The 15193-nt window shown below is 38.2% G+C and carries 14 protein-coding genes; 7 read left to right on the forward strand and 7 right to left on the reverse strand.

Features of this window, described 5'->3' with window-relative positions:
- The first annotated feature begins 161 nt into the window (after positions 1-161).
- Complete coding sequence (locus tag ND2E_RS10605) at positions 162-2021, forward strand: M2 family metallopeptidase (RefSeq protein ID WP_033093941.1); 1860 nt, start codon at positions 162-164, stop codon at positions 2019-2021.
- A 174-nt stretch (positions 2022-2195) separates the two neighbouring features.
- Here the strand turns inward: ND2E_RS10605 and ND2E_RS10600 are convergent, their stop codons facing one another.
- The 5 genes from ND2E_RS10600 to seqA form a co-directional block, all read right to left on the reverse strand.
- Complete coding sequence (locus ND2E_RS10600) at positions 2196-3437, reverse strand: dihydrolipoyllysine-residue acetyltransferase (RefSeq protein ID WP_033093942.1); 1242 nt, start codon at positions 3435-3437, stop codon at positions 2196-2198.
- Positions 3438-3466: 29 nt separating this feature from the next.
- Positions 3467-4444 carry an alpha-ketoacid dehydrogenase subunit beta gene (locus tag ND2E_RS10595; protein ID WP_033093943.1) on the reverse strand — a complete coding sequence of 326 codons (978 nt, stop codon included), beginning with the start codon at positions 4442-4444 and terminating at the stop codon, positions 3467-3469.
- Between the two features lie 91 nt (positions 4445-4535).
- Complete coding sequence (locus ND2E_RS10590) at positions 4536-5717, reverse strand: thiamine pyrophosphate-dependent dehydrogenase E1 component subunit alpha (protein WP_033093944.1); 1182 nt, start codon at positions 5715-5717, stop codon at positions 4536-4538.
- Between the two features lie 444 nt (positions 5718-6161).
- Positions 6162-7823: a phosphoglucomutase (alpha-D-glucose-1,6-bisphosphate-dependent) gene (gene pgm, locus ND2E_RS10585; protein WP_033093945.1), complete on the reverse strand. Its 1662-nt coding sequence runs from the start codon at positions 7821-7823 to the stop codon at positions 6162-6164.
- Between the two features lie 47 nt (positions 7824-7870).
- Positions 7871-8479, reverse strand: a complete 609-nt coding sequence (seqA, locus tag ND2E_RS10580; RefSeq protein WP_033093946.1) for a replication initiation negative regulator SeqA — start codon at positions 8477-8479, stop codon at positions 7871-7873.
- Between the two features lie 134 nt (positions 8480-8613).
- On the opposite strand from seqA, the gene ND2E_RS10575 reads away from it, so the two are divergent.
- The 5 genes from ND2E_RS10575 to fur all read left to right on the forward strand — a co-directional run bounded on the left by ND2E_RS10575 (position 8614) and on the right by fur (position 11291).
- Positions 8614-9396, forward strand: a complete 783-nt coding sequence (locus ND2E_RS10575; protein ID WP_033093947.1) for an alpha/beta fold hydrolase — start codon at positions 8614-8616, stop codon at positions 9394-9396.
- Positions 9397-9615: 219 nt separating this feature from the next.
- Entirely contained in the window at positions 9616-9837 is a 222-nt protein-coding gene (locus tag ND2E_RS10570; RefSeq protein WP_033093948.1) for a DUF2788 domain-containing protein, read from the forward strand.
- A gap of 3 nt (positions 9838-9840) precedes the next feature.
- Positions 9841-10122: a LexA regulated protein gene (ybfE, locus tag ND2E_RS10565; RefSeq protein WP_033093949.1), complete on the forward strand. Its 282-nt coding sequence runs from the start codon at positions 9841-9843 to the stop codon at positions 10120-10122.
- Between the two features lie 27 nt (positions 10123-10149).
- Positions 10150-10674 carry a flavodoxin FldA gene (gene fldA, locus ND2E_RS10560; protein WP_011042412.1) on the forward strand — a complete coding sequence of 175 codons (525 nt, stop codon included), beginning with the start codon at positions 10150-10152 and terminating at the stop codon, positions 10672-10674.
- A gap of 173 nt (positions 10675-10847) precedes the next feature.
- A complete protein-coding gene (gene fur, locus ND2E_RS10555) occupies positions 10848-11291 on the forward strand; it encodes a ferric iron uptake transcriptional regulator (protein WP_033093950.1) in 444 nt (147 codons plus the stop codon).
- Positions 11292-11446: 155 nt separating this feature from the next.
- Here fur and ND2E_RS10550 read toward each other — a convergent pair whose 3' ends face one another.
- Positions 11447-12016 carry a PhnA domain-containing protein gene (locus tag ND2E_RS10550; RefSeq protein WP_033093951.1) on the reverse strand — a complete coding sequence of 190 codons (570 nt, stop codon included), beginning with the start codon at positions 12014-12016 and terminating at the stop codon, positions 11447-11449.
- A gap of 445 nt (positions 12017-12461) precedes the next feature.
- Between ND2E_RS10550 and sstT the strand changes: the two genes are divergently transcribed.
- Positions 12462-13688, forward strand: a complete 1227-nt coding sequence (sstT, locus tag ND2E_RS10545; protein ID WP_052056542.1) for a serine/threonine transporter SstT — start codon at positions 12462-12464, stop codon at positions 13686-13688.
- Between the two features lie 107 nt (positions 13689-13795).
- Here sstT and tilS read toward each other — a convergent pair whose 3' ends face one another.
- Positions 13796-15175: a tRNA lysidine(34) synthetase TilS gene (tilS, locus tag ND2E_RS10540; protein WP_052056544.1), complete on the reverse strand. Its 1380-nt coding sequence runs from the start codon at positions 15173-15175 to the stop codon at positions 13796-13798.
- Positions 15176-15193: the final 18 nt, after the last annotated feature.

Consider the following 15193-nt stretch of genomic DNA (forward strand, 5'->3'; position numbering starts at 1 on the left):
TTCATGTTGTAGTTTGCTCATTCATTTTGAATGAGCTTTTTTTTGCCCTAATTTTGAGCTGCAATTTCCTAAGTAACTATTTTTCTTATAATCTTTGTATCAAGCACACAATTTTATATACTAACTTCACCTAACAACTGCTCTTCAATAATGATTATAAAATGAAAAATATTACAAAAACATTTAAGTTTACAGGTCTCGCATTAGTGATTGCTGCTTCTTTAACGGCATGCAATCAGGAACCAAGCCAGCAAGCCTCGGTAGAAAAGGCAACTAAAGCTAGTGTACAAACCACATTAACAGCAAAAGATGCACAAACATTCTTAGATGAGGTTGCCAAAGAAATGGTGACGTTAAATCTAGAAGGTTCACGTGCTGCCTGGATTTATGCTAATTTCATCACAGAAGATACCGCATCATTAGCAGCTGAAGCTGATCAAAAGTCTACCGACGCTGGCGTTAGATTCGCTATGCAAGCAGCGACTTTTGATGACGTAGAGGTTAACGCAACACAACGTCGCCAATTAAATTTTTTAAAGCAAAGCTTAGTGATGCCTGCACCACAAGATGCTAAAAAATCAGCTGAATTAGCTACGATAGGCGCAAAACTTGGCAGTATTTACGGTAAAGGCAGCTACACCACTAAAGCAGGTGAGAAACTCAGCTTAGGCGATATGACCTCAACAATGGCTAACTCTCGTGATTATGATGAGTTACTTGAGATGTGGAGTGGCTGGCGTGAAGTTAGTCCTGAAATGAAGCCTCTTTATACTCGTCAAGCAGAGCTTGCTAACGAAGGTGCCAAAGGTTTAGGTTATCAAGATTTAGGCGCAATGTGGCGTTCTAATTACGATATGCCTGCCGACGATTTCGCGAAAGAACTCGATCGTTTATGGGGACAAGTTAAACCTTTATATGATGACTTACATTGTTATGTGAGAAGTGAATTAGGTGAAACGTACGGTACCGATAAAGTTGCTCAAGACAAACCTATTCCAGCACATTTATTGGGTAACATGTGGGCTCAGTCATGGGGTAACATTTATGATTTAGTTGCGCCAGAAGATGCCGATCCTGGTTATGATGTAACTAAGCAATTAGCTGTGCATAACTATGACGAAATAAAAATGGTCAGAGGCGCAGAAAATTTCTTTACCTCATTGGGCTTTGATGCTTTACCAGAGACTTTTTATACTCGCTCATTGTTTACAAAACCTGCCAATCGAGATGTTACCTGCCACGCTAGCGCTTGGGATCTTGATGCCAAAGATGATATTCGCATTAAAATGTGTATCCAAAAAACGGGTGAAGAATTTAATGTCATTCACCACGAATTAGGGCATAACTTCTATCAACGTGCTTACAAAGACCAACCGGTATATTTCCAAAATAGTGCTAATGATGGTTTCCATGAAGCAATTGGCGATACCATTGCTTTATCTGTTACGCCTAAATACTTAAAAGAAATTGGTTTAATTGATACTATTCCTGATGAGTCAAAAGATATTGGCTTATTAATGAAGCAAGCTCTTGATAAAATAGCCTTCATCCCATTTGGCTTGATGGTTGATCAATGGCGTTGGAAAGTTTATTCAGGTGAAATCGCTCCTGAAAACTACAACACCTCTTGGTGGGAGTTACGCGAGAAGTACCAAGGCGTAGCAGCACCAATAGATCGTGATGTTAATGCATTCGATCCAGGAGCTAAGTATCACGTACCTGCAGGCGTTCCTTATAGTAGGTATTTCCTAGCACACATTCAACAATTTGAATTCCATCGTGCATTATGTGAAATATCAGGTAATACGGATCCAATTCACCGTTGTTCAATCTATAACTCGAAAGAGGCTGGTACTGCACTTAATACCATGTTAGAAATGGGTTCAAGCCAGCCATGGCAACAAGCTTATAAAGTTGTTACAGGTAATGAGCAAATGGATGCAACTGCTATATTAGATTACTTTGCCCCATTACATGTATGGCTTAAAAACAAAAACCAAGGTAAACAATGTGGTTTTTAAGTTTCATTATTAAAAGGTGAACTACTTTATATTGGCAGTTAACATTATCTAATTAGCTGCTTATAAAGAAAAAGCCCCGTTATCTAGAGGTATTAACCAATGATCACGGGGCTTTTTTATTGCTGTAGATAAGTCAGAAGTAAATAAGAGACTTAATGCTTTTTCCTTAAAACACTAACTCATATGAACTAACATATGACTTGGCTTCTCTAGGAATGACTTCCATAGGTTACAAAAACGAGCAATAGTTCCACCATCGATCACACGATGATCACCAGACCAGCTTACTTGCATAATACTGCGTGCTTCGACATCACCTTGTTCATTAAAACGTGGTAATTTTTGTAACTTACCTAATGCAACAATGGCTACTTCTGGTTTATTGATAATGGGTGTTGCCACAGTGCCACCTATTGCACCAATATTTGAAATAGTGATAGTGCCACCTTTGAGATCCTCGCTGGCAACTCGCCCACTTCTAGCATCATTGGTTAAGCGCATGATATCGTGAGCTAAATCTAAGATTGATTTAGTTTGTACCTGTTTAATATTAGGTACAAGTAAGCCGACCTTAGAATCAACTGCCATACCAATGTTATGGTCATTAAAATAAGTAAGCTCTGTGCAATCATCATTTACTTTTGCATTAACCACTGGGTATTCTTTAATTGCTAATGACATCGCTTTCATAAAGAATGGCATCATAGTTAACTTAATATCTTGCTTAGCGTAGACTTCTTTTAACTCGCCACGTAACTCAATAAGCTCCGTTAAATCAATCTCTTCACAATAAGTAAAGTGTGGGATCGTACTGACACTATTTTGCATCGCTGTTGCCATCACTTTTTTAATGCCACGAATAGGCTCGACACTTGTACTTCCCGTTGCAACAGTAGAAACAACACTCGAGCCATTTTGACTATGAGCAACAACATCATCTTTATAAACTCGGCCTTTTTTACCACTGCCTTCAACTTGATGGATATTAATATCAAGTTCACGTGCGACACGCCTAACCGCAGGGCTTGCCAATGCTTTACCATTATCAGCTTTAGCATTAGTTGTTTCGCCTTTTTCTGAGGGTGAAACAACCGATGGTGCTGGCACTTCTTTAGTCACAGACTCAGTGTTAACTTCAGGCTCAGAATTAACTGCTACAGTATCGCTAGTGCTATCACCTTCTGGTGTCATAGCAAAAAGTGGTGAATGCACTTTAGCAATCTCACCTTGTTTATAATAGAGCTTTTCCACAACGCCTGAATGCATCGCGGGAATTTGCACTAATGCTTTATCTGTCATTACATCAGCTATAGGCTGATCTTCAACAATAACTTCACCTTCCTTAACTAACCATTCGACGAGCTCACACTCAACGATGCCTTCACCAATATCAGGTAATATAAAATCAATACTCATGTTCTGTGTCCTGCTAATAAGGGTTGTAGTTAATAATTAACGCTCTTTATGATTGCTTCATATACTTTTAAATGATCGCTAACGTATTCTTTTTCTAACGCTAATGGATAGGGTGTGTCTAGGCCACATACTCTCGCAATTGGTGACTCTAAATGTAAAAAGCATTCACTTTGAATCGTTGCAGCAATTTCACTAGCAAATCCAGCTGTTAATGGTGCTTCTTGACTGATAAGTAAACGCCCTGTTTTCATAACAGACTTACTAATCGTCTCTACATCCCACGGTAAAATTGTCCGCAAATCAACAACCTCACAGGAAATACCATCATTACTAGCCATTTGGGCTGCTTTTTCAATAATCTCCATTTGTGCGCCCCAAGCAAGTAAAGTGATATCAGTACCCGTCTGAACCACTTCAGCTTTCCCTAGTGGTAATTGATAATCTTCTTCAGGTACCTCACCAATCGATGCCCGATACAAGCGCTTTGGTTCAAAAAATATCACTGGGTTATCATCACGAATAGCAGCAAGTAATAAACCTTTAGCTTGATAAGGGTTACGTGGGATAACCACTTTTAAACCGGGAGTATGAGCAAAATAAGCTTCTGGTGATTGACTATGATACAAGCCCCCTGCAATACCACCACCGTATGGACTACGGATAGTTAGCTTTCCAACATTAAATTCATTGCCGCTACGGTAACGGAATTTAGCCGCTTCATTAACAATTTGATCAAAGGCTGGAAAAATATAATCAGCAAATTGAATTTCAGCAATAGCAACACTACCTTGAGCAGCTAAACCATTTGCAAAACCGATAATCCCTTGCTCTACTAGCGGTGTATTAAAGCAACGTGCTTTGCCATATTTTTCTTGTAGGCCACTTGTTGCACGAAATACACCACCAAAATGACCGACATCTTCACCAAAACAAACCGTGCTTTTATCATCAGCCATGGCAATATCAAGTGCACTATTAATTGCGTGTAATAATTTTATTTGCGCCATGATTAAAATTTCCCTGCTGCTGTCGTTGAGTAAGCTACATAAAAGTTAGTGGCAATTCCACACACTCGGTTAATATTCATTGGGGACATAATTAAAATTTCCCCGCAGTAAATGGGTAAGCTTCTGGGTATTTATTAACGTGAACTTTGACTTCATCTAACTGCGCTTGTAGCTGTGCAGAAGGCACATCGTAAACATCAGTTATCATGGTATCTATATGCGGTTTATCAACTTTTTCAGCAACTTTTACTGCTGCTAGCACATCTTCTCTATATTTTTCAAACAAGGCGGTTTCTTGTGCTTCATCCCACCAATTTTGTTTTATTAACCAGTTCTTCATGCGTAAGATAGGATCATGACTTTGCCATTTAGCTTCTTCTTCCTTAGTACGATATCCAGATGGGTCGTCAGAAGTGGAATGTGCGCCAAGACGATAAGACATCGCTTCAATTAACACAGGTTTACTTTCTTTTACCGCATAAGCACGAGCAATTTGCGTAGCTTTAAGCACCGCAAGAATATCATTACCATCAATGCGAATTGTTTTAATGTTGTAACCAACACCACGCGAAGCAATGCCATTACCTTTAAACTGTTCATCTGAGGGTGTTGAAATAGCATAACCATTATTTCGACAAAAGAAGATTACCGGAGCTTCTTGCACGGCAGCCATATTTAGACCCGCATGAAAATCGCCTTCCGATGCAGCACCTTCGCCAAAGTAACAGATAGTTACCGCATCAGTACCTTGTAACTTTTGTCCATAAGCATAACCTGTCGCTTGCGGGATTTGTGTAGCGAGCGGTGAAGATACTGTCATACAGTTCAAAGCTTTAGAGCCATAATGAATTGGCATTTGACGACCTTTACCTAAATCACCCGCATTACTAAACAGTTGATTCATTAGATCTTTAAGATCAAAGCCGCGATAAATTAAAGCACCTTGTTCACGGTATTGCATCATGATCATATCTTGAGGTTTTAATCCCGCAGCACCGCCAACGCTAGTTGCTTCTTCACCTAATGCCGTCATATAAAAACTCAAACGTCCCTGGCGCTGTGAAGCAACCATACGTTCATCTAACACTCGATGAAAGGCAAGACTATGATAAATTTTAGTGGCCAATGCTTGATCAATGTCAGGTAAATCAGCATTAGGGTAAGTGATACCATCTTGGTCTAAAATTCTCAATTCTGGAATTTCAACACTAGATCCATCAATAAAAGTAGCTTGATGTACTACTGGTCCATCATTATAAAGTTCTGTGCTCATAATGTTCTCTTCTTTTTACCTTAATCTACAATATATGCGATTAAAGCCTGCGAAAGTTGACTAAATATAGAGAAGCTATATTTAATTAATTTTTAACTACGCTCATGTAATAGTGAGTTGTTAGTAAATAAAATTGGTCTTAGCTAGGCTTGATTATTTTTTTAGTATAGCCAATTTATGCCTATTACTAAGCAAAATGCGCGCTTGATAATGCACTTTGATTGGTAACCATAGATAAATTGACAATGTAAGCCGTAGTAACCTGAATTAAACTTTACCTTCACGTTAACTTACATTCAATAAACGGAGATAATGAGTTGCCATATAAGTCGCAAGAAGTGAGCAACATTCTTTACAGTGGAAGAGATTAAATATAGGAGAGAGATCAAAATAAAACTAAAGAGTTATCACTAACAATAGAAATAACTCTTTAATAGCAACAACTTATAAACCTGCAGTTTTAAATGAAGCACTGACAATCGCCTGTGCCTCACAAATGATCATTTGCAGGTGATTATCATCTATAAAGCTTTCAGCATAGATTTTATATATATCTTCAGTACCAGAAGGGCGAGCGGCAAACCAACCATTTTCGGTTGTCACTTTTATGCCGCCAATAGCTGCTTTATTACCGGGGGCATGTGAAAGCACCTGAAGAATTTTATCTCCAGCAAGCTTTTTCGCTGTGACATCATTGCGCGATAAAGCAGTTAACACACGCTTTTGTTCAAATGAAGCCACGGCCTCAACTCGACCGTAACATGGCTGACCTAACTCTTTTGTTAATTCAAGGTAATACTGGTAAGGGTCTTTGCCGGTCACGGCAAGAATTTCAGCCGCAAGTAAAGTTAGAATGAAACCATCTTTATCAGTGGTCCATGTACTGCCATCACGCGAAAGAAAAGAGGCACCAGCACTTTCTTCACCACCAAAAGCATATCTTGCATCTGCTAAACCGTCGACAAACCATTTAAAACCAACGGGTACTTCAGATAACGGAAGAGAAAGTTGAGTAGCGACCCGATCAATTAATGAACTTGAAACGAGCGTTTTACCTATTTTACAGTGCTTTGGCCAATTTCTATGCGTCATTAAGTAATGAATCGCGACGGCGAGATAATGATTAGGATTCATCAAACCACCCGTAGGAGTTACAATTCCATGTCGATCAAAATCAGGATCATTACCTACACTGATATCAAAATCATCTTTCATGGCGATTAACCCGGCCATGGCATATTTTGACGAGCAGTCCATACGAATTTTACCATCTTTATCTAATGGCATAAAAGCGAAACTAGCATCAACCACTTCATTCACAACAGTAATATCTAACTGATATTGTTCAGAAATTACAGGCCAATAGGCAATGCCTGAACCTCCCAGCGGGTCAACACCAATCTTTATGCCAGCTTTAGCAATTGCATCCATATCAATCACTTGATTAAGCTGTTCAACATAATGGCCAATAAAGTCCTCTTTCTTGAGCAATGATGATTGTAACGCTTGAGGATAAGATAGTTGTTTTACAGCGGTAAATTTTTCTTTAATAATCTCATTAGCACGTTGTTCAATTTCTTTGGTAATGTCACCTTCTGCTGGACCGCCATGAGGTGGATTATATTTAATGCCGCCATCACTCGGAGGGTTATGTGAAGGTGTAATTACAATACCATCAGCGAGGTTTTCAGACGCTGTTTTATTATGGCTAATTATTAAACGGGAAATGACAGGTGTAGGCGTAAAACCTTTTCCCGATAAAGCATCACTTTGGATAACAACATTAACACCATTTGCAATAAGTACAGATATCGCGCTTGCAAAAGCAGGCTCAGATAACGCGTGGGTATCTTTCCCTAAAAAAAGCGGACCATTAATAGAATTTTGCTGGCGATACTCAGCGATAGCCTGACAGATAGCAATAATATGCTGTTCATTAAAGCTTCGTTTGTTTGCACAACCTCGGTGACCTGATGTTCCAAAGCTAACTTGCTCTGCTGCAATGCCTACATCAGGAGTTTGCAAGAAATAGTCACTCACTAACTGACCAATGTTAATTCTATCTTCAGGGCGCACAGGTTTACCGGCACAAGGATGGACACTCATGTTATCTTCCTAATATATATAAGTATTAGCCTAGGCTACTTTCAAAGCTAAAGTAATTCGCGAATTTTTTCTACATCTACATCACTATAGCCCAATGAAATAGAAGCTTTAGTTAACATCATTTTTTTACGAGTAGTGTTAGAATTGGTTATTACCCAGAAAGGGCTTTCTGGGATTTGGCGAGGTTTAGTGCTACTGCCACTCTCAGCTAATTTACTTTCACTATTAGCAAAGTATAAGCGATCACGACCACTTATTTCTGTTACCACAGCAAACTGTTCTGGATGAGCCCGATATAATGCAGCAAGAATCAATAAGAATCGTCCTACAGCACCACGTTGCATCGCCAGTTCTTCTTTATTAATAAAATTAAACACTGTCTCATGGCTTTCAGGAATTACATCAACTACAGTATTGATTTTAGGCTCTTCAAGCTTAGTTGTTTCAGTTTGTACTGCACTCGTTTCAGGCTCAGGTTCAGGAAGTGCTTCCACTCCAACAACTTCTGCAGGTTCGTTAACGGTAACGGTTTCAAGCTTAGTTTCTACACCTAAATTGAGCAAACGGCGTAAAATGGCAGAAGCACTCTCACCAATAAACTGAGTATTGGTGGCAATATATTGATAAAGCTCTTCATCTATTTCGATGTTTTTCATTGTTACCCTTAACTTAAATAATTCGCGAAAGATTATATAGGGAAATGGCGGCTGGTTGAACTCATTTATTTGCAAAAAGTTGTTAAAAATATGACAATATTACCGATTATAGACAAATAAAAATGCACAAGATAATGACAAAACAATCTTCAATACTCAATTATAAGCAAATGGGTACTGGCAAGCACATAGTACTAATACATGGTTTATTTGGTAGTTTAGAAAACCTCAATATGGTCGCAAAGCCACTCTCTCAAGACTACTGCGTTACTAGCGTAGATGTTAGAAATCATGGTGACTCATTCCACGCTAGCACTATGGAATATTCAGAATTAGCGCAAGATATCATCAATTTATTAGAGCATTTACATATTGATAGCTGTGTATTATTAGGCCATTCGATGGGGGGCAAAATTGCTATTCAAGTAGCATTGTTACACCCAGAACGAATTTCCAAATTAATTATCGCCGATATCGCTCCGGTGAGTTATCCACCTCACCATTTACAAATAATAGCCGGATTGCAGGCTATTGATTTATCTAACGTAAAGAAACGAAAGGATGCCGATACTCAACTCGCCCCTTATGTTGATAACGTTGGCGTTAGGCAATTTCTATTACGCAACTTAGCGTTAAATTCTCAGGGGAGTTTTTCCTTTAAATGCAGCCTTAGCAATATAGCCTTGTGTTACCCTCAGATAATGAAAGCCAATGAAATACCTGTAGAGAAAGTTGCATATACTGGTCCCACTCTATTTATTAAGGGGGGAGATTCAGATTATATTCAAGCTAAGCATAGAGATGCTATTGCCTTGCTTTTACCTAATAGCAAAGCAAAAATAATTCAAGGCGCGGGACATTGGCTCCATGCTGAAAAGACCACCGCCTTTAATAAAATAGTCCGAGACTTTATTTAGATTAGGCAGCCAGATCGTTAATTATAAAAGGGAAATTTTATCCGTCACTTTTAGGATCATTGATAAAGATCAAATTGCATTGTATTAACTAACGCTATTATTATTTTGTTAATAGCCACAAATGCTAATGGAATGGCGCAAATGGTGTGCTATAATGCGGCCAATTTTTTTGGCCTTAATGTTTTTTGGCCTTAGTGTAATAAGAAACAAGCAACCACTATGCTAGCAGAACATTTAGAGCTTATTGAGGCAATTGGCCTTAATTTATTTTTCCTTTTTATCTTTGGTTTTATTGGCCTTTCTATTTATGATGTAATGAATAAAAATGATGTGCCAAAAATGGGTAAAGTGGTCGTTTATTTTGTTTTATTTTTAGGCTGTGCGGGCTTTATCGCAAAGGGTATTATCCAGTTTATCTGGGAAAGTCAGGGTGTGGGTTAACTCATGGCAAAAGAAATTAGTGACTTAACCACTATTGACCTATTTAGTGATGAAAAACGTCCAGGACGTCCTAAAACGAACCCTAACTCACGTAGTGTACAGATAAAAATTAATAAACGAAATCAGGTAAAACGTGATAAAAACAAGGGCTTAAAAAGAGTAGAATTTAAAGTCCACTACAGTTTATTCGAACAATTGGAACAATTGGCTGAAACTCAAAAAGTGAGTCGTAGCGAATTAATAGAGTCGCTACTAATAGAGTCATTAGCAGCACACATTAAGTAATATGAAAGCATAATAAGGTAATATTTCATGGCAATCGTAGGTTTATTTTTTGGCAGTGATACAGGTAACACTGAAGCAATTGGTAAAATGATCCAAAAAAAATTAGGTAAGCAAATGGTTGATGTCAAAGACATCGCTAAAAGCACAAAAGAAGAAATCGCAGAATTCGATTTACTTATTTTAGGCATCCCTACCTGGTATTATGGCGAAAACCAATGTGATTGGGATGACTTTTTACCTGATTTAGAAGCAATAGATTTTACTGACAAATTAGTGGCAATCTTTGGCTTAGGCGATCAAGAAGATTACGCTGAGTACTTTTGTGATGCTATGGAGCCATTACGCGATATCGTTGAGAGTAAAGGTGCGATTGTTGTTGGTAACTGGTCAACTGATGGTTATGAATTTGAAGCATCAAAAGCGCTGGTCGATGAAAATACTTTTATTGGCTTATGTATTGATGAAGATAGGCAAAGTGAGTTAACTGAAGCGCGTGTAGATAAATGGCTTGCTCAGTTAAATGATGAAATGTGTCTTGCTGAATTTGCTTAGTAACCTTATTTAAAATAGGGTTATTACTAAAAAAGTCCATTTATTGGGCTTTTTTTTTAGCTTTTACAAACAAAATGAATAATTTCTGCAAAGAACTAAACTAAAGCTTTTCTCTTTATCGATAACCCCCTATAATTTTGTTATTAAATTACTTATCACTTTAGAGACTTAATATGGCTGAACAAAACGAAGAACTAAAAAGAGCTGGATTAAAAATCACCCTACCTAGAATAAAGATCCTGACTATTCTTCAACAGCCAATTAATCAGCATATCAGTGCTGAAGATGTTTATAAAATTTTATTAGAGCAAAATGAAGAAATTGGTTTAGCGACTGTATACCGAGTATTAAACCAATTTGATGATGCTGGCATTGTTACCCGTCACCACTTTGAGGGAGGAAAGTCAGTATTTGAATTAGCTCATAAGGCTCACCACGATCATTTGGTATGCTTAAAGTGCGGTAAAGTTGTTGAGTTTGAAGATGATGTCATTGAACAAAGACAAAGTGATATTGCAGTAGAACATAAGATTAAGCTGACAAACCACAGTTTATACCTGTACGGTGAATGTGAAGACAAGGTTGCTTGTGAAACCTTTAGAAAGAAACATCAATAGAAACACTTATCAATTGAGTTATATTAACAAGTATCTTAATTGAAAATTCTACAAGCTAATAACAAAAACGCTGTGATATAAATATCACAGCGTTTTTTTATGCGGCTATTTTACCTAACGAAATCACTATCTGAGGGAATGATTCGTTATTGCAATTAGGCTTTTTTCAAATAAGCTGACACTAAAACGATACGGGTGCCATTAACTTTGCCTTCAATATGTTCAGGATTATCAGTTAACGAAATACCTCTTACCAAAGTTCCCTGTTTGGCAGTAAAGTTTGCTCCTTTAACTTTTAAATCTTTAATTAAGGTAACGTTATCACCATCTTGCAGCTCAGCGCCATTGCTATCACGGGTTGGTCCATTACTTCGCTCTGCCGCAATGCCCTGCTCTGCCCATGTTTTTACTTCATCTTCGATGTAAATCATATCCAAAGCATCTTGAGCCCAGCTTTCAGTAGAAAGCTTGTGTAGCATACGGTAAGACATAACTTGCACCGCTGGCTCCTGATTCCACATACTATCAGTTAGACAACGCCAATGATTAACATCTAACTCACTTTGCCCCTCAATTTGCGATAAACAATTTTGACATAAGTAAATAGACTGCTGTGCGCTTAGATCACTCGTTGGTGGTACTGGATAAACGGCTAAGGTTTCTGTACATGTGCATAGTTCGCAGCTATTGTTGCTACGGTTTTTTAATGCTTGCTCTGTAGGCATAATTTGTTCCAAAGTAACCGATGTTTAAATGGCGCAATTATACTCTCATCAACCTAGATTTCTATGAAAAAACACGCTTTAACGCTTAATTATCGACGTTTAGCAAAGATACCAACTTCACTAGTTTTGTTCCTAGCTCAGAGCTATCTTTGTAGGATAGGAATAAATAAAATTTTTGCTGGTTTAATTACTCTAAACCAAAAAAATGTGTGCCATTATTATTTTACAAAGATACGCCTATAGGCGAGTTTAAAAGGCTTCTATGCTTCGTTATTGTTTTTGACAAGGGAGATAACCATTCTCAGCAATCAATGCCTTGCTTAAAAGCCTTTTAATTCTCGCTGAGCAGGACGAAACTTAATGAATTTGCTATTAACCCTAGACAATGGCTATTCTTCAATGATAAAACTCGCTAATATTACAAACTTCTTTAGCAGGTTAACCAATGACAAGCGAAAATACACTTAACACATCCTTTATTCAGAAAATAAAGTCGTCCAGTTTGGTGAGCCAAATAATTGTCGCAATTATTTTAGCAAGCGTACTTGCAGTAATTTCTCCTGCAACAGCCAAAGCATTTGGTATGTTCGGTAGCTTATTTGTTAATGCCTTAAAAGCCGTTGCACCTATTCTAGTGTTGGTCTTAGTAACGTCAGCCATCGCTAACCAAAAAATAGATAGCAGTGCTGAATTAAAGCCTATTATTGGCTTATATTTTTTAGGTACCTTAAGTGCAGCTCTAGTTGCCGTGTTTTTAAGCTTTGCATTTCCAACAGAGCTGACTCTAGATCTTGCTGGAGCCACTGCAAATCCACCGCAAAAGCTGACCGAAGTATTGACCACCCTCGCATTTAAAGTCGTTGAAAATCCTGTAACAGCTGTAGCTAACGGTAACTTTATTGCTGTACTTGCATGGGGGTTAGGTCTAGGTTTTTCGTTAAAGCATGCAACCGAGTCAAGTAAAGTGATGGTACATGATTTAAGTGAGGCTATATCTAGTGTTGTCCGTGTAGTAATAAGGCTGGCACCTTTAGGTATATTCGGCCTTGTGGCTAATACAATTGCTACGACTGGTTTTAGCGCGTTAGCTGAATACAGTCATTTAGTTGCCGTGTTAATTAGTGCTATGCTAATTATTGCTTTGATTGTTAACCCTTTCATAGTTTATATGATTACTAAAAAAAATCCTTACCCACTAGTATTTACCTGTATTAGAGAATCAGGTATTACTGCGTTTTTCACCCGTAGCTCTGCTGCAAATATTCCAGTGAACATGGCTTTATGTAAAAAATTAGCCTTACATGAAGATACTTACTCAGTCTCTATACCATTAGGCGCTACCATTAATATGGCGGGGGCAGCGATTACTATTACTGTATTAACCCTTGCTGCAGCCTATAGTTTAAATATCGAAGTTAGCTTTGCTACTGCTATTTTACTTTCAATTGTCGCCTCCATTTCAGCATGTGGCGCGTCTGGGGTAGCTGGTGGTTCACTTTTACTTATTCCATTAGCATGTGGTTTGTTTGGCATTAATAATGATATTGCTATGCAAGTTGTTGCTATTGGTTTTATTATTGGCGTCATCCAAGACTCTGCAGAAACAGCTTTAAACAGCTCTACTGATGTTGTTTTTTCAGCCGCAGCATCACACCATATTACAAATAAATAAAACCAAGCGAGCTGATAACTTCTAGAAACATTCATGTAAAATTTAAAAAAGGCGCAGAGTACCGCTAGGGTTTTTGCGCCTTTTTCAGTTGTATAAACATCATGTTATTACTGGGTATGGTGTATTTGCATCCCAAGTTTTGGATTAGTTTCAATAAATGCTTGGCAAATAAAGTAACCGATCGCTGAGACCAATTCATCATCGTAATATAAAAAAGCAATACGCTTGCGCTGCCATGGCGCAATATTTAACTCTTGCAGCACTTTTTTAACTGTGCGGGAATGCTGCCTAAAATGGGGTAAGCATTTAGGATTTTCATGTCGAAAACGCACACTTACTTGTTGTCCATATTTCGGCAAAACAATGTGAGGAAGTTTTGTACTCGTATCAGCACTTGTCACTGTAGTGGTATTAAAGATTAATTTACCGAGGTTATCTGGTAAAGCCATAACTTTCTGATCAATTAACCCATTACCATTAAACAATATTATTTGTTGGTGCCAGTCGCTAATATCACTAAATTCGGAGGTTAAAAACAAGGTATTTTTGAAACGCCTGAAGACATGCTGTGCAACCTTTACTTGAGGACTTTTATCTTCTCCTGCCTGCAGCTGTTGTCTTAATTGAAATAACTGCTCTGTACTTGGCATCAAATAGTGATGCTGCGCCATAAAAAAACGAATAAGATTGTTAAAGCGTGCTGATGACAGCGATATTAACATATCAACGTGTAAGCTGATGTCACTCGCTTTGCAAAGTAGCAAATCTTGCGCTCCGAGTTCATCTAATAATGCTTGACCCGATAAACAATGGCTGGCACTTCGATTAATGGTGCTATTTATACTAGGCCACCGCTGACGCAACAATGGCATTATTTCTTGTCTGATAAAGTTCCGATCAAAACACGTGTCAAAGTTCGACTCATCTTCCACCCATTGAAGCTGGTGACTGTTAGCATACTCTTCAATTTCTTGACGTGAAATGCTCAGTAACGGACGAACTAATACATGTTGGCCAAGCTGTATCTGCTCAGACATTGCAGACAAACCTTTTAAACCAGCACCACGCTTAAGTGCTAATAAAAACGTCTCACTTTGATCATCGCTATGATGCCCGGTTAATACAATAGACTTTTTTTCTCGCAGGGATTTAAGCGCACTATATCTGGCGTCTCTTGCCAACGCTTCTAAAGAATGTTGAGCTTTCTCTTGCACATTGACGTGTTTAACCACAAGCTTAACTGAGAGCTTAATGCATTCTTTTTCCGCAAGTACCTGCCAACTATCAGCATTTTCACTCAAGCCGTGGTTAACATGGCAAACGGTAATCTCATTGCTGATAAGTCTCTTTTGCCTCAATTGTACTAACGCGTGTAAAAGCACCTGAGAGTCGATGCCCCCACTATAGGCAATAATTAACTCAATGTTTCCATGTATATCAAAAATGTTCTGGAGGGTATGATGAAGAGCTGAAGTTATATGATTCATAAAAAAAAGCCGACAGTA

Origin of the sequence: Colwellia psychrerythraea, from assembly GCF_000764225.1 — a bacterium.
GTDB lineage: Bacteria > Pseudomonadota > Gammaproteobacteria > Enterobacterales > Alteromonadaceae > Colwellia > Colwellia psychrerythraea_D.